At 55.8% G+C, this 19441-nt stretch carries 22 protein-coding genes and 1 pseudogene; 11 read left to right on the top strand and 12 right to left on the bottom strand.

Features of this window, described 5'->3' with window-relative positions:
• From N7578_RS00595 to N7578_RS00580, 4 genes are all read left to right on the top strand, one after another.
• Window positions 1-1026: a histone deacetylase family protein gene (locus N7578_RS00595; RefSeq protein WP_311108391.1), complete on the top strand. Its 1026-nt coding sequence runs from the start codon at window positions 1-3 to the stop codon at window positions 1024-1026.
• A 242-nt stretch (window positions 1027-1268) separates the two neighbouring features.
• A complete protein-coding gene (locus tag N7578_RS00590) occupies window positions 1269-2318 on the top strand; it encodes an LLM class flavin-dependent oxidoreductase (RefSeq protein WP_311108390.1) in 1050 nt (349 codons plus the stop codon).
• Window positions 2319-2609: 291 nt separating this feature from the next.
• On the top strand, window positions 2610-3446 hold the full coding sequence (locus N7578_RS00585; RefSeq protein ID WP_311108389.1) for an oxidoreductase: 837 nt from the start codon (window positions 2610-2612) through the stop codon (window positions 3444-3446).
• 54 nt (window positions 3447-3500) lie between these two features.
• Window positions 3501-4400, top strand: coding sequence for an AraC family transcriptional regulator (locus tag N7578_RS00580; RefSeq protein WP_311108388.1), 900 nt, complete (start codon window positions 3501-3503; stop codon window positions 4398-4400).
• Here the strand turns inward: N7578_RS00580 and N7578_RS00575 are convergent.
• Window positions 4370-5296 (bottom strand): LysR family transcriptional regulator, encoded by a 927-nt coding sequence (locus N7578_RS00575; RefSeq protein ID WP_311108387.1) that lies wholly within the window; start codon window positions 5294-5296, stop codon window positions 4370-4372. The genes N7578_RS00580 and N7578_RS00575 overlap by 31 nt on opposite strands.
• 108 nt (window positions 5297-5404) lie before the next feature.
• On the opposite strand from N7578_RS00575, the gene N7578_RS00570 reads away from it, so the two are divergent.
• A complete protein-coding gene (locus N7578_RS00570) occupies window positions 5405-6142 on the top strand; it encodes an alpha/beta hydrolase (RefSeq protein ID WP_311108386.1) in 738 nt (245 codons plus the stop codon).
• 42 nt (window positions 6143-6184) lie between these two features.
• Here the strand turns inward: N7578_RS00570 and N7578_RS00565 are convergent, their stop codons facing one another.
• The 5 genes from N7578_RS00565 to N7578_RS00545 all read right to left on the bottom strand — a co-directional run bounded on the left by N7578_RS00565 (window position 6185) and on the right by N7578_RS00545 (window position 9864).
• A complete protein-coding gene (locus N7578_RS00565; RefSeq protein ID WP_311108385.1) occupies window positions 6185-6442 on the bottom strand; it encodes an Atu4866 domain-containing protein in 258 nt (85 codons plus the stop codon).
• A 103-nt stretch (window positions 6443-6545) separates the two neighbouring features.
• Window positions 6546-6860: a putative quinol monooxygenase gene (locus N7578_RS00560; protein ID WP_311108384.1), complete on the bottom strand. Its 315-nt coding sequence runs from the start codon at window positions 6858-6860 to the stop codon at window positions 6546-6548.
• Between the two features lie 158 nt (window positions 6861-7018).
• Window positions 7019-7918: an AraC family transcriptional regulator gene (locus N7578_RS00555; RefSeq protein WP_311108383.1), complete on the bottom strand. Its 900-nt coding sequence runs from the start codon at window positions 7916-7918 to the stop codon at window positions 7019-7021.
• A 425-nt stretch (window positions 7919-8343) separates the two neighbouring features.
• On the bottom strand, window positions 8344-8940 hold the full coding sequence (locus N7578_RS00550) for an NADPH-dependent F420 reductase (protein ID WP_311108382.1): 597 nt from the start codon (window positions 8938-8940) through the stop codon (window positions 8344-8346).
• A gap of 27 nt (window positions 8941-8967) precedes the next feature.
• Entirely contained in the window at window positions 8968-9864 is an 897-nt protein-coding gene (locus N7578_RS00545; protein WP_311108381.1) for a pirin family protein, read from the bottom strand.
• Between the two features lie 100 nt (window positions 9865-9964).
• On the opposite strand from N7578_RS00545, the gene N7578_RS00540 reads away from it, so the two are divergent.
• From N7578_RS00540 to N7578_RS00525, 5 genes and pseudogenes are all read left to right on the top strand, one after another.
• Complete coding sequence (locus tag N7578_RS00540; protein WP_311108380.1) at window positions 9965-10879, top strand: LysR family transcriptional regulator; 915 nt, start codon at window positions 9965-9967, stop codon at window positions 10877-10879.
• A gap of 503 nt (window positions 10880-11382) precedes the next feature.
• Complete coding sequence (locus N7578_RS00535) at window positions 11383-12261, top strand: hypothetical protein (protein WP_311108379.1); 879 nt, start codon at window positions 11383-11385, stop codon at window positions 12259-12261.
• Between the two features lie 116 nt (window positions 12262-12377).
• Window positions 12378-12710 (top strand): hypothetical protein, encoded by a 333-nt coding sequence (locus N7578_RS00530; protein WP_311108378.1) that lies wholly within the window; start codon window positions 12378-12380, stop codon window positions 12708-12710.
• 59 nt (window positions 12711-12769) lie between these two features.
• Window positions 12770-12916 (top strand): annotated as a pseudogene (locus N7578_RS23730) (HNH endonuclease); the annotation flags it as partial.
• Window positions 12917-13120: 204 nt separating this feature from the next.
• Window positions 13121-13570, top strand: a complete 450-nt coding sequence (locus N7578_RS00525) for a hypothetical protein (RefSeq protein ID WP_311108377.1) — start codon at window positions 13121-13123, stop codon at window positions 13568-13570.
• Between the two features lie 27 nt (window positions 13571-13597).
• On the opposite strand, the gene N7578_RS00520 is transcribed toward N7578_RS00525, so the two are convergent.
• From N7578_RS00520 to N7578_RS00500, 5 genes are all read right to left on the bottom strand, one after another.
• Window positions 13598-14143 (bottom strand): AAA family ATPase, encoded by a 546-nt coding sequence (locus N7578_RS00520; protein WP_311108376.1) that lies wholly within the window; start codon window positions 14141-14143, stop codon window positions 13598-13600.
• Complete coding sequence (locus tag N7578_RS00515; RefSeq protein ID WP_311108375.1) at window positions 14140-15675, bottom strand: GNAT family N-acetyltransferase; 1536 nt, start codon at window positions 15673-15675, stop codon at window positions 14140-14142. The genes N7578_RS00520 and N7578_RS00515 overlap by 4 nt, the downstream gene beginning before the upstream one ends.
• The gene (locus N7578_RS00510) at window positions 15650-16444 is read right to left on the bottom strand and encodes a helix-turn-helix domain-containing protein (RefSeq protein WP_311108374.1); all 795 of its coding nucleotides are present in this window, start codon (window positions 16442-16444) and stop codon (window positions 15650-15652) included. The genes N7578_RS00515 and N7578_RS00510 overlap by 26 nt, the downstream gene beginning before the upstream one ends.
• A gap of 459 nt (window positions 16445-16903) precedes the next feature.
• Window positions 16904-17059, bottom strand: a complete 156-nt coding sequence (locus N7578_RS00505; RefSeq protein WP_311108373.1) for a hypothetical protein — start codon at window positions 17057-17059, stop codon at window positions 16904-16906.
• A gap of 202 nt (window positions 17060-17261) precedes the next feature.
• Window positions 17262-18023, bottom strand: a complete 762-nt coding sequence (locus tag N7578_RS00500; RefSeq protein WP_311108372.1) for an SDR family oxidoreductase — start codon at window positions 18021-18023, stop codon at window positions 17262-17264.
• Between the two features lie 140 nt (window positions 18024-18163).
• On the opposite strand from N7578_RS00500, the gene N7578_RS00495 reads away from it, so the two are divergent.
• The gene (locus N7578_RS00495) at window positions 18164-18745 is read left to right on the top strand and encodes a TetR/AcrR family transcriptional regulator (RefSeq protein WP_311108371.1); all 582 of its coding nucleotides are present in this window, start codon (window positions 18164-18166) and stop codon (window positions 18743-18745) included.
• Between the two features lie 90 nt (window positions 18746-18835).
• On the opposite strand, the gene N7578_RS00490 is transcribed toward N7578_RS00495, so the two are convergent.
• A partial coding sequence (locus N7578_RS00490; protein WP_311108370.1) for a Crp/Fnr family transcriptional regulator occupies window positions 18836-19441 on the bottom strand: 606 nt, incomplete at its 5' end.

The following is a 19441-nucleotide window of genomic DNA, read 5'->3' as shown; positions in this document are numbered from 1 at the left end:
ATGAAGGTCGTGTATTCCGACCTCCACAGATCACACGTCCCAGGGGATGTGGTCGAGAACGGTGTGCGCCGTCCAAGCCGCGACGTCCCGGAACGACTGGATGCTCTGCTGCGAGCTGTCAGGCAAGCGGGCCTTGAAGTTGTAGACTCATCTGACCATGGCCTTGAAGTGCTTTCCACTGTCCATTCGATCGAATACCTGTCTTTTCTGGCAAGCGCTCACAGCGAATGGCAGCGAGATGGCTTGCCTGGTTCCGTTGTGCCCGCAGCCTTTGAGACGCGACGTGAGGCCTATCGGGTGAACTGGCCGCTCATTGCGAAGGCGGGTTATCATCTGCGTGATCAAATAACACCCTTGGGCGAGGGGACTTGGGACGCTGCTTACTGGGCAGCTCAAACAGCTGTTACTGCAGCCGATCTCATCAAAAAAGGAGAACATCAGGTCTACGCTCTTTGCCGTCCATCAGGTCACCACGCCGGGCCAGACTATGGCGGAGGTGCAACCTATTTGAACAACGCCGCAATTGCCGCTCGGCGACTGGCTGCGGGGGGAATGCGCGTTGCCATCATCGATCTGGATGTCCACCATGGGAACGGCACGCAGGACATATTCTGGAACGATGCGAGTATCTTTTTTGCCTCTATCCACCGCAGCCCGGCAGGCTATTACCCCCACTTCACGGGTTTTCGTGAAGAGGTGGGTGGTATGTCTGCCGAAGGTGCCAACCTGAACCACCCCTTAGACAAAGACGCGGGCGACAAGGAGTACCTTGTCGGCGTCGAGGACATCTTGACCGCAGCGCTTGAACACAACCCCACGGCTGTGGTTGTGTCGCTTGGTTTTGATGCACTCGCGAGCGATCCAGCGAAGGGGCTGAGCGTGACCGAAGAAACATTTGAAAAGGTAGGTAGGCTGTTTGGAGATGTCTCGCTGCCCGTCCTATTGGTGCAGGAGGGTGGTTACGACCTTAAGAGTTTGCAGCATGTAGCGGCTCGCTTTCTTGATGGCTGTTGTTCGCCTCGTTAGCGGCCGTCGCGTTTGATTGAGGAGCCAACGGCGGCGGGGACAAGGTAGCGGTCGTATATATTGCTCAGCGCGCAAAACAGACGTCCCCTTTTCGGCGCCTAATTTGCTGAGGCAACGCGATCATTCGATGAAATCGAACAACACAATCGAAATTATCCAAATCCCAGAGCAGGCGGGGAACGCCTATGTTGCCTCATGAAACGACCAGCCTCCACAGATGGGAGGCAGCGAAGGAATGCACCATGCTAACTCCAGCAGTAGAATTCGGGCTCGATACCTTTGGCGATGTTACCTACAACAGCATGGGCCGACCAGAGCCACACGCGACCGTAATTCGAAATGTTATAGAAGAAGCGAAGCTCGCGGATGAACTCGGCATCGACTTCTTCGGCGTTGGCGAACACCATAGAGAAGACTTCGCAGTGTCTTCGCCTGAAACCGTTCTGGCAGCGATTGCGGGAGTGACATCCCGGATCAAGCTTGGCTCCGCAGTTACGGTCTTGAGTTCGGACGATCCGATCAGAGTCTTTCAACGCTTTTCGACACTGGATGCCGTTTCCAACGGACGCGCCGAAGCAATTTTGGGACGGGGCTCTTTTACCGAGTCATTCCCTTTGTTCGGGTTTTCGCTGGATGACTACGAGAGACTATTCCAGGAAAAGCTAGACCTGTTTTCAAAGCTGCTTGAACAGAAGCCGGTGACGTGGTCAGGCGACACGCGGCCACCACTAAAAGATCAGAACGTATTTCCTCCCGTCCAGAACGGGAAGCTCAAGACCTGGATCGGAGTTGGCGGTAGTCCGAACTCGGTCATTCGGGCAGCGCATTACGGGCTACCCCTGATGTTGGCAATCATTGGCGGCAGCCCTTACCGTTTCAAGCCTTACGTCGACCTCTACCGGGAGGCAACACGCAAGCTCTCCAAAGAACTGCAGCCGATAGGCGTCCACTCTCCGGGATATGTAGCTGGAACAGATGCAAAAGCTCGCGAAGAATACTGGCCGCACTACCGGGTCATGCGCGACAGGATTGGGAAGGAGCGGGGTTGGGGGCCCGTCACCATGGATGAGTTCGTGTCTGAAATCGATAACGGTTCGCTGTATGTCGGCTCCGCCGACACCGTCGCGGCAAAGCTCGCTCCTGTCATTTCCAAATTAGGCATTCAACGTTTTCAGCTTAAATACAGCGCAGGAACTCTGCCGCATCAGAACCTGATGAAGAGCATCAGGCTTTTTGGCGAGGAAGTCGTTCCAGCGGTTAAGGTCGAGCTGGGGGCTCGGAAAGTAGCTTAGCTCTCTTGGATCCGCATGAGTATTGTCGCGAAGAGCCATGCTCAGCGAACGGACGACGATTGCGGGTTCCTCCCTTGAAGCGGCACCAAGCGCTATGCCGCCGCGCTGAGGCAATGTCATCTGCCTTCGTCAGGGCGATGGCGGGCATTTCGACAGGTGGTGTATCAACCTTTCAAATCATCTGGAGAAAAAGGCAACCTTCGTGGAGGCTTAATCTACCGGTCGCGTTCGGTCAGTCGCTAAGTTCCTATCGTGTCCAAAGCGCAATCGGCGCAAGCGAAAGGAAGCAAAATGTCGAAGGTTTGGTTTATCACTGGTGCAGCCCGCGGTATCGGCAAGGAAGTAGCACTTGCGGCTTTGGCTGCCGGAGATAAGGTTGTCGTCACTGGCCGAAATGTCGAGCAATTGACGAAGGTCTACAACGGCTGCGGTGATAATGTTCTGGCGCTTCAACTCGATGTATCGGACGAAGAGCAGGCGGCAACGGCCATCACTGAAACAATCGCTTATTTCGGCCGTATCGATGTACTCCTAAACAACGCCGGTTTCGGCCAACTCGGACTATTTGAGGAAATCGGTTCCGCTGCAATCGTCAGCCAGTTCAACACCAACGTGTTCGGTCTCTTCAATGTGACCCGCGCGGTGCTGCCGGCCATGCGCAAACAGCGCAGCGGCCACATTCTCAATATATCATCGATTGGCGGGTCCGTCGGCTTTGCGGGTTCCACGGTCTACTGCGCGACGAAATATGCCGTCGAAGGATTCTCTGAATCGCTCGCGCTTGAGGTTGCCGACTTCGGCATCAATGTCTCGATCGTAGCGCCTGGCTTCGTCCGTACGGACTTTCTCGACAGTTCATCGGTTCGTTACGGTGATAAGACGATCGATGACTATGCCGAAGCCTCCGCCAATATCCGCGCCACCTACGACAGCTACAGCCACAAACAAGCGGGCGATCCCAAGAAACTGGCCAGCGCAATCGTGGCGCTTGCTAACCAGGACGAGCCTCCGGTGCGTCTGCTCACGGGGTCGGACGCCGTCGCCATGGCAAGGGAGAAGATCGGCAAGGTCGATCAGGAAATCGCTCGTTGGCAGGACCTCTCCGCGTCGACGGATATCGTTGAATAAGGATGGTCACGAAGAGACCGGCGCTCCCGCCGGTCTCTCCTGAGGTTTCAACTGATGACGAAAAATCAGAAGATCGCAGCGCTGATCGAACAGAATACCGGGACGGATGGCGTATTTTCGACCATCCTGCCCGGTGTTTTCCTGCTGCGCGCGTCACATCCGACGGCCCCTGTACACACCATCTATGAACCGAGTCTTTGTTTCGTCGCCCAAGGCCGTAAGCAGGTGTCCGCTGGGTCCTTGGACTTTACCTACGAACCGGGAGCGGCGCTTGCAGTTTCCGTCGGTTTGCCCGTCCGTGGACAGGTTTTGGAGGCTTCTCCTTTAGAGCCCTTCCTGTGTTTGCGCATTGAGTTGAGGCAGGAAACCTTCACTGGACTTCACCGAAATAACGCAAGGCGATCTGGTGCTTCCGGTCTTCACCCTGGCATGGGTATCGTGACGTTCTCAATTTCTCTGCAAGACGCTCTTGTCCGAACACTGCAGCTTCTCGCAGAACCGCAAGACGCTAGGGTGCTCTGGCCCCTGTTGGAAAAAGAACTCAGCTATCATCTGCTGTCGGAATGCTCGAGCCCTGTCCTTAGCCAACTGTCACTACCCACGCTCCGGTTTCAGCACATTATGCGGGCTGTAAGCTACCTGCGCCGACATTTCCGCCGAAGCGATACGCCGAGAGACCTCGACAGTTGGGTTGGCACTCGGACCGTGACCCTCCACCGCGACTTCAAAAGTGTGACAGGCATGAGCGTTCTTGGCTATGTGCGCACCCTACGTCTCCAGGAGTCTCGGCGACTGCTGATGTTGGGCATTGAGGATCCAACCAAGCTCGCAAAGAGCACCGGTTACGCTGACGCATCTACCTTTCTACAGGACTACACCGCAACGTTCCATTCGACGCCCGTTACAGATGCCGAGCATTGGCGTCACTCCTCAAGACCCGCCGGAGAAGAGTGATCGGACTTGCTGTCCTTCATGTAGTCGATCCAAGCTCTGAAGGCCGGCGAGACCTGCTGGCGGCTTGGGTAGAACAGGCTAAACCCGGGCAGGGGGCGAACCCAATCTGGCAGCACTTTAACCAAGGTTCCTGCCGCAAGGTCACCAGCCACCTGAGACTCAAACAAAAAGGCGAGACCGAGGCCGTCCAGAGCCGCTGCACGGATCGCTTCGCCGCTGTCCAGCACAAGCGGCCCGTCTCCTCGAAACTCAAATCGGGTATCGTTCTTTTCAAGAGGCCATCGAAAGAGTCTGCCGGAGGCAAACCGGTAGTTGATGCAGCGATGAGATTGCAGGTCTGCTGGCGTCAACGGCAGGCTCTCAAAGCGCGCAAGATACCCCGGGCTACATACAATTGCAGCTGGTGACGTTGAAGACAGGCTAACCGCTACCATGTCTTTTTCGACCAGCGAACCAAAACGGATGCCGCCGTCGAAACTCGCCGAGATGACATCGGTCAGGCCGTCGTTGACGGAGATCTCTATGCTTACGTGGGGATACCTGGCGACGAACCCGGATAGCCTCGGGCGTATGAGCATGTCATAGGCGACCTGCACGGTCGTCAGCCGGACTGTCCCGGCCACATGAGAACGCATATCCTGCAGACCTTGGAGTTCGGCTTCGATGCCGCGCAATGCTGGTTGCAGAGCTGTCAGAAGCCGTGTGCCCGCCTCCGTGGGTGACACATTCCGCGTTGTCCTTGCAAGAAGCGCGACACCGAGGCGTCGCTCAAGCTGCGTAATCGCATAGCTTAAAGCGGCCTGAGATATCCCGAGCTCTGCGGCCGCTTTGGTGAAACTCTGTCGGCGGGCTACGACTTCGAACACGGCCAGATCCCGTAGGACAGTTCTATCCATTTATAAGCTGCCTCTATAACGCTATTCGAATTACCTGCTCTAATCGAACCAAAGCTATTTCGCTACCTTCGTTTCAGTGCTGATATCAACGAAGGACAGGAGCATCATATGATCAGGGAAATCTTAGCTGCGGCCACCATAATTGCTCAGATGAGCGGGCCCGCGCTTGCAGACGCCCGCAACGTCGTGCTGGTCCACGGTGCCACGATGGATGGCTCAACGTGGCACGACGTGTACGAGCTGCTAACCAAGTACGGTCTGAATGTGAGTATCGTGCAACTTCCGCATACCAGCCTCGCTGACGATGTGGATGCAACGCGCCTTATTCTGAAGCAGCAAACCGGACCAACCGTGCTGGTTGGGCATAGTTACGCAGGCGGGGTAATTACGGAAGCGGGCAACAGTGATAATGTCGGCGCTCTCGTATACGTTGCGGCGTTCCAGCCTGATCAGGGCGAGACCATCAACGATCTTGCCTCAAGATATCCGATGAAGTTCCACGTCAAGATGTTGGACGATAGAAGTTTCGTTCCGGATCCGCAGCATTATCGTGAGGACATCGGAGCGGATTTACCGAAAGCAACGGCCGATTTTCTCTCCGCCTCGTCAAAACCCATGACGTTCGAGCCTTACAAGGTTCGCTTCCACAACACGCCATGGAAGGACAAGCCGACATTTGGCATCATAACCACTGAAGATCGTACTCTATCCCCGGACTTGTTGCGCTGGATGTACTCTCGCTCCAACACAAAGGCGGTTGAGGTAAAAGCCAGCCATATGGTCCAAATGTCTCAACCCAAACAGGTCGCGGACGTGATCATGGACGCGGTGCGAGCCGTCAACTAACAGGAAAGACTAGGCGGCCCGGATGGGCCGCCTGTTCTGCCTTCAATGTTCGCGTCTCAATACCATTCCCGCGTGGTAGAGAACGTCATCGATGAAATCACCGTCTGCGGTGAAACCCGTATCGTCGACATAGTCGATGTGGTTTCCGGAAATGCGGTAGCTTCCCTGGTAGGCGCTTTTCCTCATTCCACGCGCTTCATCATATCTGCCATTCGGTAGCAGCTCATGGTGGATGTAACCGTCTTCAGTGACCCACATGCCGACGTATGGATGTTCGTTCCTGCTCACGGTGTTCTCCATGTGTTGATTTTCCGACGTTGAAACTTCGTTCGAAAATGCAGGGTGACTTGCGAGGACCAGGATCGCACCAAGGAGGATCGACGCAGCGATCATTGCGCGTCGTTCATCGCGGCGCATAAGCTTGCTCTGTGGTCATTGCCAGATAATGGAGATCAAGCACGCCGTGGATCATCGTGGGGACAGCATCCACGAACTCTCTCATGTGAGGCGTTTCGAAATGTGTGTCCAGATCCTGCTTGCTGCGCCAGTTCTCGTAGACGCACCAGACGTCAGGCTCGTCGAGCGAACGATGGACATCATAATTGATGCATCTTGGCTCGCTGCGGCTTAGCTCGGCTAGTCGGTTGAGCCAACCACCGAGCTCATCGACCATGCCCTGCTTTGCTCGCATGAAAGCAATGTTCGTGAGTTTTGTCATGGGTCTCTCCTCGTCGATTTTGAGAGGCAGCCAACCGGCTGTCCGTGACCTGAACATGCTCGGTTTCGGCATGACGACGGTAGAAAGCTTCTCTGCGCCGCTTGCAAGATTCTACGAATAGAAAAAGCCGCCCGACGGCGGCTTTGGAGTGAGAGAACCTATTGCCAACTCGTAGGTGGCATCGACTTCATTTTCTCCACATCCTTCTTCGGCGGGAGACCGAACATTCGGGCGTATTCGCGCGAGAACTGAGAAGGGCTTTCATATCCGACAGAAAAGCCGGCAGATGCCGCATCCAGCGCCTGTGCGATCATCAGTCGACGAGCCTCCTGCAGTCGGACCTGCTTCTGATACTGAAGGGGGCTCATCGCCGTAACGGTTTTGAAGTGCTGATGGAAAGACGATACGCTCATGTGAACCTGAGCGGCGACGTCCTCGATCTTCAGAGCCCTGTCATACTGGTTCTTTATGATCGTGATGGCCCTGTTGATCTGATTAAGCTTGCTCTCGGCCATTGCGATCTGGCGGAGACGGTCGCCCTGCTCGCCAAGGAGCAGCCTGTAAAGAATCTCGCGCTCTGCAAGCGGCGCCAGAACGGCCCGGTCGCTTTCACGTCCGCTTTCTAGCAGCTCCGCAAGTCTGACGACCGCGTCAAGCAATTGCGTTGGTACGTCACTCACCGCGATACCGCGCTGTGGCTCCTCGTTGCGAAGAGCGCCGGGCACGGCTGCCATGATGACATCTGCAATCGCGGCAGGCTCAAGATCGAGCCGCAAGCAGAGGTACGGGGTTTCAGGCGAGGCCTCAAGGATCTGACCCGCGATCGGAAGATCGACACTGACGATGAGAAATTTCATTGGCTCATATAGATAAGCCTGATCGGCCAGCGTTGTCTGCTTGCGGCCTTGCGCAACGAAACAAACTGCCGGCTTGTGCAAGATTGGAACCGCCTCTGTCGGCGTGACTGAACGTAAAATATGGACCCGCGGAACATCTGTCTCAGTGACACCGTCGTTTCGGCTGTTGCCAGCAAGAATGCGCGCGAGGCGTTCGATCATCTATGTTCCTAAAATCGTTTGATAATGTCACACAAAAAATAGCCGCGAACCTCGCGGCTATCAATCAGTTTCATCCTAATTTGATTTCCCAGGATGAGCGCCTGTTACCGCCTGTTCTGCGAGCCGGTGGACTCTTAGCCCGATGCGGCACTTCGGTTCCCAATCGCGGATCCCCGGGGAGCGGGCCCAGGCGCGAAACGCCTAGATCCGCCAGGTGCTCCTCGGGGAGGCGGTCAAGCTCCTTCTTCATCCTGTTCATGCGACAGGTCCGGATCAGGTTGGCAAAGAATTCCATCTCTCTCTCTCCACTAGGGTCGTTCGATGGTTCAGTAATCTCACAAGCTTTGGGAGATGCGGTATCAAGATGGCCTAAAGGAATTGCACGATCCTACAAACCTGAAAGGTAGTTCGATCTATGCGGAGATTCAGTCCTTCAGCAGATTGAGCGCCACCAGCGGCTGCCCGAAATGCTGAAGCGAGCCGGAGGCTTTGAAACTACCAAGGTCGGACGGCGCAAAGCCCAGACGAGCGATCAGGTCTGCCACCTTATTGCTGGCCTCCGGAAAGTTCCCTGATAGAAAGAGAACGCGCTTTCCGCTTGCTTTCACTGGATCGGCAGCCAAGACAGCGGCCGGGAGGGTGTTGAACGCTTTCACAAGTTGAGCGCCTGGAAAGAGATCGGAGACGATTTCCGAAGACAGCCGGCCCCCAAGATCACGCGGCTTAAAAGCAGGAAAGTCGATGGCATTTGTCGCATCGACGATAGTGCGGCCATCCCAGGCTGCCTTTTTGCTGGCGACTTCCGGCACGGCGTCATAAGGAACGGCCAAGATGAGAACGTCCGACTGAAGAGCCTGATCGAGCTCGACCGCCTTCACTTTAGCGCCAAACGTGTGGGTGATTGCCTGAAGCGACGCCGGACCGCGGGTGTTGGCGATAACGGCATCCACGCCTGCGGCATGAAAACGTTCAGCAAGTGCAGAGCCGATCGCGCCAGAACCGATGATTGCATAGGTCGTCATGGTAGTTCTCCTTGATTAGATGGGGTTTCAATTGAAGTTGTCGGGCAGGGGAGTAAACTCGTCGTCGCCGGGCACGCCGGGAAATTGCCGTTCGCGCCACAGGTTGGCCGCATGGCGAATGCGCTCTTGGTCCGTGGCCACGAAATTCCAGCGGATAAAACGTTTTTCAGGAAGCGGCTCGCCTCCGAAGGCGAGAAACCGTGCTGGCTCATTCGCCCTCACCACGATCTCTGCGCCGGGCTTAAACACGATAAGACGATCTGGGCCATATGTACCGTCTTGCCCAATGATCTCGATTGTACCGGTGACGACGAAGATTGATCGCTCGATATGCTCACCGTCGATTCTGTAGCGTGCCCCAGCCTCAAGCTGGATCTCTGCAGAGAAGAGGTCAGAGAAGGTCCTGGTAGGTGAGCGCCGTCCGTGCAGGGTGCCGGCGAGAAGCTTCATATCGATGCCCTCGCCATTGATCGTCGGCAGCTCATGAGCGCCAAGGTGCTGAAAGAGCGGTGCAGTCTCTTCGTATTGTTTGGGGAGAGCGATCCAGCTCTGCAGCCCTGTGAGTTTTCCTCCTTCTTTGCGAATATGGTCGGGCGTCCGCTCAGAATGGACAATGCCAGAGCCCGCGACCATCAGATTGACTTCCCCGGGGCTGATCGACTGGACGTAGCTTTCGCTGTCGCGATGCAGCAGCTCACCTTCGAGAAGGTAAGTGAGTGTTGAAAGGCCGATATGTGGGTGAGGGCGGGTATCAATCCCTTCCCCAGCACCAAACCGCACGGGTCCGAAACTGTCGAGGAATATGAACGGCCCGACCATCTGGCGCATGTCCGCGGGCAGGGCTCGTCGGACGGAAAAGCCTCCAAGATCACGGGTCGAGGGCAGGATAACCTGTTCGATGTCAGCGTTAGACAAATAGGACATTGTCAGCTCCGGCTGTTGAAGTTCGTTGAGAAGAAGCTATTCCCACTGGACGTTTCGGAAAACTCAGATAATTTCGGCTGAAACGATCGAGGAATTCGAAATGTCAGATCCCGGCCAGCCGACGCTGGATCAGCTCAAAGTGTTCATTACTGTGGTCGAAACGGGCAGTTTCGCAGCGGCCTCTCGAAAGCTCAATCGAGCGACATCGGTCATCAGCTATACGATTGCCAATCTCGAGGCGCAGCTGGGCGTCACGCTCTTCGATCGGCTCTCGACAAAGAAGCCGCAGCTGACGCTAGAGGGCAGGACCGTGCTTGCCGAGGCAAAAAGCGTCGCTCACGGTATCGATAATCTTCGGGCCAAGGTCAAAAGCATGCTCCGCGGGGTAGAGCCCGAAATACACCTTGCGCTCGACGTCATGCTGCCGGCGGCCCGCGTGATGGATGCTCTAAAAGCATTTCGGAACGAATTTCCGAGCGTCTCGCTTCGGCTTTATGTCGAGGCGTTGGGGGCGGTGACGCAGCTCGTGCTCAACCGAACCGCATCCGTAGGCGTCAGCGGCCCTCTTGATGTGGAGATTGCTGGGTTGGAACGTATCGGTGTTGGTTTCGTCAAGCTAATCCCCGTCGCTTCACCGGATCATCCGTTAGCTGGCGGATCTCATCCACCGGGCGCGGCGCGAGGACATATCCAACTGGTCCTGACCGACAGATCGCCTCTCACTCAAGGGCATGAGTTTGCTGTCGTCGGGAACCATACGTGGCGCCTCGCTGACCTTGGCGCCAAGCACATGCTGCTAAAAGAAGGCATTGGCTGGGGCAACATGCCTGAACCTATGGTAAGAGACGATATTGAGGCAGGGCGTCTGGTGCAGCTTGATCTTCCTGACTGCAAGGGCGGCCCTTACCGCCTTCAGGCTGTTTACCGAACGGACACGCCTCCAGGACCGGCCGCCCGCTTTTTGATAGACCATTTCCAAAGCCAAGATATCGATGAACCGATAGCGGCTGGTTAGACTTTGGGAAATACGCGAGCGGCAAGTTTTGGTGTGTTGATGCAGTACAGATCACCACTCCGTACCCCTAAGGCAATGCAAATGTTGCCGTCACGAGGTGGCGTGTCCGCTCGGCTATCGTATGTTGTCAGGCGCTTAGTTGATCTGTCTCATGGGCCGAAGGTTCGCATCCGTTCGAGAGCAAGGATTTTACAGGCCTCTGTGGACTCAGGCCCGAGACCTGCACCCGGGACCATTGCGCGGTATCGGAAATTATTTCCGCATACCGCCCAACGGAGCCTTAGTTCTCGGCGATGCGAATGGCAGCTTCGCGCCTTCGTTTCGGACGTTTGTGTCATCCAAATGACTTCCTACGACCCGCCATTGCTGAACGCGGCCTTAGCTGCCCTCGCTACCATTGAACTTAGCAGCGAAGGCGGCGCCAAAACTGGAAGTTGCACTTGCTTTCTTTGCCTCGTTATCGTTAGTTTCTCCCACGATATTGACGGCGAAACATCGAGAGCATGGCATCTGACCGCGATCAATTAATTGGCCAACTGGCGCGCTCGTTGCGCTATGATTTGCCTTCTTCCGCCGTCGTCGCGGAACAACCGGACCATCCGTTGCTATTCGCCGGGCCCGACATCATCGCCGGTTCTGAGGGCAACTTGGTCGCCGCTTTCTTCCCTAAGGCAAGGGAGTTCGCTTCGTGGAAGTCGCTTCTATCTCGATTGACCGCCGTCCGGCTCGCCCTTCCGGCGCATGCGAAGTGCATTCTGGTGTCGGGCGAAGCGGGTTCATTGCCGGATGATCTGACGGAAGGGAGCTTCGACGAGGTTTATAGCCCCCGCGAAGCCGATAGCACGAAAATGTTGATGCACGGGACCAGCCGGACACTCGCCCGCGCACCAAGGCTGTTAAAGATTAGGCAGCAAGCGATGGTCAACTACAGTGCCATCCTGCACGTACACCGTATGCAGGCATCCCGGTGGGAAGCGGATGCAGTTCCCATGAGCCAAGACTCTAAGCGCACGGGCCGACACTCCCGTTCGCCCATCAAGTTTGGGGAGTCGCGCGTAGGTGAATTGGGCGGTAGGTCCCGTAGCTCCGTGCTTGCATCACTGCAGACCTTTGTCCGAAAAGCGTTCGTTGAAAACTACGATCTCATGGACGGCGTCCCAGAATTGAAACGCCACGCTCTGGACGTGGCCATTCACGATTCGGACATGAGGCGCGGCTTGGATCCCGGTAAACCCCTAAGGGCGGCGGCATTCGCGGGTTGGCTACTAAAAGATTCGCCCGTTGCCGGCGATCTGGAGCACTACATAATGACCTCGGAGCGCGAGTTTGACAGGACACGCGAACGGCTTTGGTCTCTTCAGCAAAGGCGGTCGGTATCGTGAGTTTTCATCGAGCTCGGGTAGACACAATTCGTGCGATCATCGCAGGCTCTCCATCCCTCTCCGCCCATCACAGTTTCGCGGCGATATCGGACGAACTCGAAGAGGTTAAGTCCCTCATGCATGTTGGTCTCGTTCGGCGCCGTCACCTGCTGGCCGTGCTGCACGCCACCAGAGCTCTCGACGTGGCCTTGAAAACGTTTGTGGCTGTGCTGGGTTTGCACCATTCGCCCAGCACCAGCCTAGGAAAATCGCTAAGATACATCGAACGGTCCGCACCCACTGTCTTGGGTTCCGCCTTTGCCATGCGGCAGCGCTTTCAGGCTTCCATCGTCGCGTCGCGGAACCGGTACATGCACGAAGCCGGGGCGTTTCCTGCGAGCGACTACGAGATAAGGATGCTTCTGGCGGAGATGGAACACTGCTTGGCCGTCGTCCTCGCCTTAGAGTAATAATGCCCCGGGCGTCCATTCTCCACCTGAAGTAGCAAAACTATTAAATTGAGGGTCAGTTGCGTTGTATATTCTGCAAGAACCCGTCGTCGTCCTCAAGGAGCGTGGAGCACATTGTTCCTGAATCATTGGGGAACAAACGACATGTTCTTCCCAGAGGGATCGTTTGCGACGGATGCAACAACTACTTCTCCAGGAAGGTCGAAAAGCCGTTTCTGGATCTGCCAGCCGTTCGGCAGTTGCGTTTCCAGCAGGATCTTGAAAGCAAGCGCGGCAATATCCCATCGATAACCGGATTGATAACACCGGACATACCGGCGCTGCTTACACGATATCCGAAGTATGATCTCACGTCAGTCCAAGTGTCCGAGCCAGATCTCGCGAGGATTCTCCAGGCTAAGGAAGGAACGATGCTGTTTCCGCTGGCCGGAGAACTCCCCGATACGCCAATTGTCTCGCGATTCCTAGCGAAGATCGCGCTGGAAGCGATGGCCTTGCGTCTTGTCGAGTTCCCCGAAGGTGTTGCCTATCTCTGTGACGAGGCGCAGCTTGACGTCCTACGCGATCATGCCAGGAAGGGTTATGTCAGCCCTTGGCCTGTTCACATCAGGACTATTTACCATCAAGACGGAAAGACGTTCGGGCCTGCGGGCAATGCAGAGCAGATCGTCCACGAGTTCGATTTTCTTGTGACTGATCAAAGCGAGTGGTTCTTTGTCCTCGCGATATTCGGGGTGGAGTTCGCGATCAACCTGGGAGGACCCGAAATTTCCGGCTATCGGCGTTGGCTTGAGCAAACCGGTGGCCTTAGTCCACTGTACACCGACAGGCATGGCGGCGTTGCAACGATGCCCAAATAGCAACGCCACCTCCGTTGGTGGACCGAACTACCGATCGAGAAACCTTGCGATATCCGGATGTTCGTTCAAGGGGACAACGAACAGAGGGACACTGAGGGCGAGCGCCGCACGATAGGCCGCAAGTACCGACCGTTCCTGATGTTCAGCGAGCTCCTCGTGTGATCGGACGGGTCTCGTTCTCCGAGTATCCGATAAACGTCGCAACGCGATCTTTTCAACGTCATCGACCAGGACAACGAAGCGGGAAACATCAATCGCCGAAAAAACCGAAGGCAAAATTTCCACCAGGCCATCAGGGGTGTCTATGATGGTGTGACCGTCGAGAACGATCAATCCTTCTTCCGGCGCGCGTCTCATGAAGCCGGATATCAGAAGGGCTTGGTTGTCGTCGATATTTCCCTCGCGCAGAAGATCGTGGGCGACAGGCTTACCTTGGCGCTCCTGCCTCTCCGCCTTAATGAGATCGCTGGCCTGCAAGTGCTCGAAAACAAGCGTTCGTCGCGCATTGTCGAGAAGTGTCGACTTCCCGACGCCTGACAAACCCGCCAAGGCAATAACCTTCCGCATGCTCATGCTTGAAATCCAAGGTCGATTTGCGAGAGCAGATTATCCAGACGAGGACGTGGTATGCGAAAGATCGATTGAGGCGGATGCTCCGCAATAACCTTGCTCGCTTGAAGCTGCTTCAGCCCGATAGCCGGATCAATATAGGCGGCAAGCAGATAGTTGATGACTTTGACGGGCGATTCGGCAGATGCCTGCCAGCCCTCAAGGTCTTTTTCACTATATACTGATCGTCCACCTGTCATCTGGAGCAACTCCCGAGTGGATCGCGCAAAACGAACGTCCTCGAGTATTCCGATTGCCGACATAGCCTGCGACGGTGAAGACGACGATTTGCCCTTGTAGAAGAACAGGATTGAACCGGGCGGGCCCAAATTGGATGGTGCCCGGCACAGATACACCTTTCGAATTGTGTTGCCCGGTCGCCGCGGACCTCCTCCCAACCCAAGCGCTCCGAAGAGATCCAACTGGTTCTGCTGCTTGAGATCCGGATAGAGGATATCGTGATAGCCCTCTTTGATCGGGATACCGAACGCTGCGGTGTCCGGCACGATGGCGAAGCGCGGATAATTCAACCGATGGACATCAAAGTGATTGTCGCCTTTTGTTGGCGTGGGTGCACGCGTGCCCATACGTTTTTCATAGATCCTCTCATCGTCCTCTTTTGTCGCAGTATGGGTGAACCCGAAATACTCAAGAAGATCAATGAGGGAGGTCTGTCCCTCATATGTGGTTACATAGACTAGGTCATATTTGTTCTTTTGGGCGAACCAGAAGACCTTCTTCAAAAGCAGCTCCCCGAGCTTAAGACCGCGTCTTTCCGGCCGAACCTTGAACGTGCAAATCTTCAGTATCTTGTTGGCTTTTTCCGTGGCGTCGGTGTCCGAGCCTGTCTCATCCTTTCTGACGAGAAGGCCGGCAATTCCGTCGTCTTCGATGATCCAGCAGAGGCGCCGCTGCTTTACGCATTTTTCCGTCCACCATTTATCGAAACCGGGATAGTCCTCGCGGAGACTGTCAAAGATAGTATCCGTCAGAGGTATCGCGTGAGCGACGACCTCATCGATGAAACGCACCGGCGCTTCGATCGGCTCAAAGGTCGTTCGAAGGAGCTGAACAGCGTCTGCTACATAGAGCACCCGGCGACCGAGTTCTGGAGAATGGCGCCTGGCCCGCTCGTGGAGGCCTCTGTCCTGGCTGACAAGAAAGTCCACGGCACCGATGTGAAGAGCATGCAGTAGGGTCGCGTCGACTATGTCGTTGTGTTTCGGAAGAGGCCCGAACGCTTTCGAAAGCTCTGCGGCGGTCAAGCCGCGGACTTTTGACAGGGTTTGAAATTTGCCGAGTTTACTCAGAGATATCGCTCGGCGCGCGGTATCCTTGTCGCGGCCAACATCATCGCGCGCCGCCTCGTGCACGAAAATATCGACCTTGTGCTTGGCGGCGAGGCTTGTAAGTGCGGAAAAGGCCGGCTCTACGGTTTTATTGTCTTCCAGATGAATAATTACATTTGTATCAATCAGGTATGTTTGTGTGCTCATTCAGGAGCGCCTTTTGAAGGTCGGGCTTCGCGTAAAGGAAAGACTGCGGAGCCTTAAATCCAAATCGCTCCTTCAATTCATGCAAGGTCAACGGCCTCGCAAATCGGCGCGGCGTCGACAGTTTTAGTGCAAAGCCTTCCTCCAGGCCACTAAAGTATTCGTCAAAATCGGCTTTCTTGATCGATGCAGATCGGCCGTGCTTTTTCCAAAGGACAGAGAGTTCAAGGCGTTCAACATTCTCAATTTTAATAGCGCCCACCAAAGCCATCTCTGGCGACGTAGAATAAATATAGGCAGTAGCGCCGGGAGCTACCGACAGCGGGAAACGCCTTCTCAGCTCGATGGTCTTAACGCCATCAAATATCTTGCCCGAATAGTTCGGCTTTATGCTGATAACGATGTCCCGTTTTGCAGGGCGGGCATCGTCGCGATCGCCAAAAATCGGAAGGACATACTGATCGTCGTCGGCAACGGCTCCGCCAAACTCGGCCTGGATCCGCACTCCGAACTCCGAATAAACTGGAAATGCTGCATCGATGCGCAAGCCGGCACCGAGAGCCTCGACATAGCGCTGCAACGAGGAGATCTGGACATCGCCTCGTTGTTCGATCTTTGAGATCGCCGCTTGGCCGACGCCCAAACGCTTGGCCATCTCAAGTTGGGTAAAGCCCGCAGCCTGCCTCAACGCCCTGAGAGATTGACCCACTACGCGTCCCGCATCGCCATCGCCAACCCGGACGGCGTCAACAAATTCGCGCTTAACCGGCATTCTTCGACACCATTGCTCTCCGAATCATATTCCTAGATATTCCTTTTAAGGAATAGCACCGCTCGGATGTCCCGTACAACTGCTGAAGTCGCGAACGGATTCCCCGCTAGATAGCGTCAGTCGAGTGGCCAGTTTGGAGAACAGCCACCCGTTTATTTTGATGTCTGAATGCTATTCACAGCTTCCGCGAGGAGGCTAGGCATGGCTGCTTTCCAATGGTTTCGGCACAAAGCTACCGGTCCGCAATCGGCCCCAAACGAGATACTCCAAAAATGAGTAGGCAAGAGAGGCTTCTGACGCCAAGCGGAATTTGTTGCAGTAAAGCCGGATTGAGGCGGAGAATTTACAAGTCTCCGTGCAGTCAGGCCCCCGCAACCAGATCAAGACCATCAAGACTTTAACTGAAAGCTCCTCCGCATACGCGTCGAGGAGCTTTTGGCGTTCCTGCGCAGTGTCAAGTTAACCGGCGCGAAGCCGCTCCAGGTAGTCGTGCTGCTTCAGCGCCTCGAACTGTTTCTCCAGGATCGTTGCCGCTTGCATCGCAGCCAGGATCGAGGCGATCCGGCCGGGGACCCCGAGGCATGCCAGCTGGTGCCCCGGCGGCTTGCCGATCACGACCTTTTGCCTTCAGCTTCCTCGTCTTCTCCCCGAAATTCTCCTCCTTTGGTGCTTGCTTCAGACGGCTCTCGAGCCCGGCTCGGCGCTCCTCGAGTTGATCGAGCATGTCGTCGTAGGCGGGCAGACGCGGCCGGCCTTCTCTACAGCAACCGTCCCAGAGCGGCCGCAGGCTTTGGAACGACGCCGTATTGCCCATACCTCAGCTAGAAAGTCCGCCCGCCATGTCGATCATACTGCCCGTGATGTAACCGGCATGAGGACCGGCAAGAAAGCAAACCATCTCGGATACTTCTTCCAGCGTGGCAATTCGCCGGATCGCGTGCATGTCGAGGAAAGCGTCGGGTGCAGTCGTGCTTCCCAACGCTTCTACCATCATATCGGTCGGCATTGCGCCCGGTTGGATGACATTCACGGTGATGTTGCGCGAACCGAGATCTCGAGCTACGCCCCGGGCGTAGCCGTTGATCGCAGCCTTGGTTCCAGAATAGTCAGCGACGCCGGGTATCAATGCGATGGTGCCATTGAGCGAACCTATGAAGATGATCCGGCCGCCATCAGAAAGCTGCCGGGCCGCGGCTCGGGTGGTTGCTACCGTACCCATAACGTTGATCTGCCACTGGCGATCCAGCGCGGCTGCGTCGAGTTGGGGATCGTCAACCTTTTGACCCTTGGCGACGACAGCTGCATTGTTGACGAGGATATCCAACTTTCCGAAGTGCCCGACGACCTTGTCGATCAGCGGTTGTGCTGCGGACATATCTGCCTGATCGCTCTGGATCGCGATGGCCCTCACACCCTTGGCATGAAGTCTCTCCACGACTGCGTGTGCCTTATCGGCAGATGCTAGGTAGGTGATGGCAACGTCTGCGCCGTTGTCCGCCAAGGCCTCAGCAGTCGCTGCCCCCAACCCGCGTGATCCTCCTGTTACAAGCGCTACTCTTCCAATCAGTGCTTTCGACATCAAGTGTTTCCTTGTCTGGCTTATTCCGCTACTGGCGGGCACAATCAATAACGATCATTACGATAATGATCGTTATTGATTGTGGACCGCTACTGTCAAGTGATTTAATAATCCCGTTAGAATTCAAAAGGAGATGATTGTTGGGCCGCCATCGGGAATTCGATATCGACAAAGTGCTGGAGGGAGTACTTTGTGTCTTCTGGCGCAAGGGCTATGAGGGCGCATCATACTCCGACCTCGTTGAAGCTGCGGGCGTTGAGCGTCCAGCACTCTATTCAGCCTTTGGAAACAAGGAGAGCATGTTTCGAAAGGCCCTGGAACTCTATTCACAACGATATATGGGCCATATCCCTGTTGCGCTTGGCCTTCCCACTGCCCGCGAAGCGGCTGTGCATTTCCTGCACGAAACGGTAGATCTCAACACCCGCTATTCCGAACACACAGGCTGCCTGGGGGTCAACGGCGTTTTGGCCGGATCGGAAGATGCGGAGCCAGTCCGCAGAGCATTGATTGAATTCCGCGCCGAAGGGCAGAGGCGTTTTCGCGAGCGGTTCGAACGTGCCAGATCGGAGGGAGACTTGCCAAAAACGGCTGACCCTGACGCGCTTGCAACATTCGTCCTCACCATTGCCCATGGGATTGCCGTTCAGGCGAAGGCGGGAGCGGATCCGGAGTTACTTCGCAAGGTCGTACAGCAGGCCCTGGCGGGATGGCCGAGATAACTGAGGCAATCCTGCAAGGGCACGACATCCTGGCATCATCTCAGGAACAGACATGAAGAAGCACTGAGAGTTTACCGCTTCCCCGACACGCTAGATGGACGTGACTGATGGCGTTGCAACATCCTTCCGGATGCGGGCGACCAGTTTTTCATATTCATTTTCCGGGATGCCGTACGTTGTGTCGGCGAGGTCTTGCAATATGCTGCGATTGACGATCCGGACGTTTCCGCGGCTGGCTCGGATTGCATGGATTCCTTCAAGAATGTGAAGTTCGTTGGTGATGCCAGGGCGGCGCACACCAAGAACGGTGGAAAGAAACTCATGGGTGATCGGCAGATCATCGGTATCGAGCCGATCATGGCACATCAGCAGCCAGCGCGCGAGCCGTTCGCGCAGGCTGTACTGGCCGTTTGCCAGAGCAAGCTGGCCGATCTGAAGCAGGCAAATATTGACGTAGCCCAGTAGGAGCGCCCGCAGCCGCGCATCGTTCTCCATTTCGTGTCGCAGTTCGACGGCGGGGATCAGAAAGCCACGCCCGCCAACACACATGATGGTTTCATCCGGTGCGGTTTCCGCACCCAAAAGAGCGGGCCAGCCGGTAATACTCTCCCGGCCGACGAGTGCGGTTTCGATGCTTTTGCCGCTATCGTCATGAATGACCGTGGACGCGAGACCGCTCTCGATGAAACAGAGATG

It is taken from the genome of Agrobacterium tumefaciens (assembly GCF_031801495.1).
In the GTDB taxonomy this organism is placed as follows: Bacteria; Pseudomonadota; Alphaproteobacteria; order Rhizobiales; family Rhizobiaceae; genus Agrobacterium; species Agrobacterium tumefaciens_K.
Note: the sequence above shows the minus strand (reverse complement) of the source record. Positions and strands in the feature narration are given on the sequence as shown.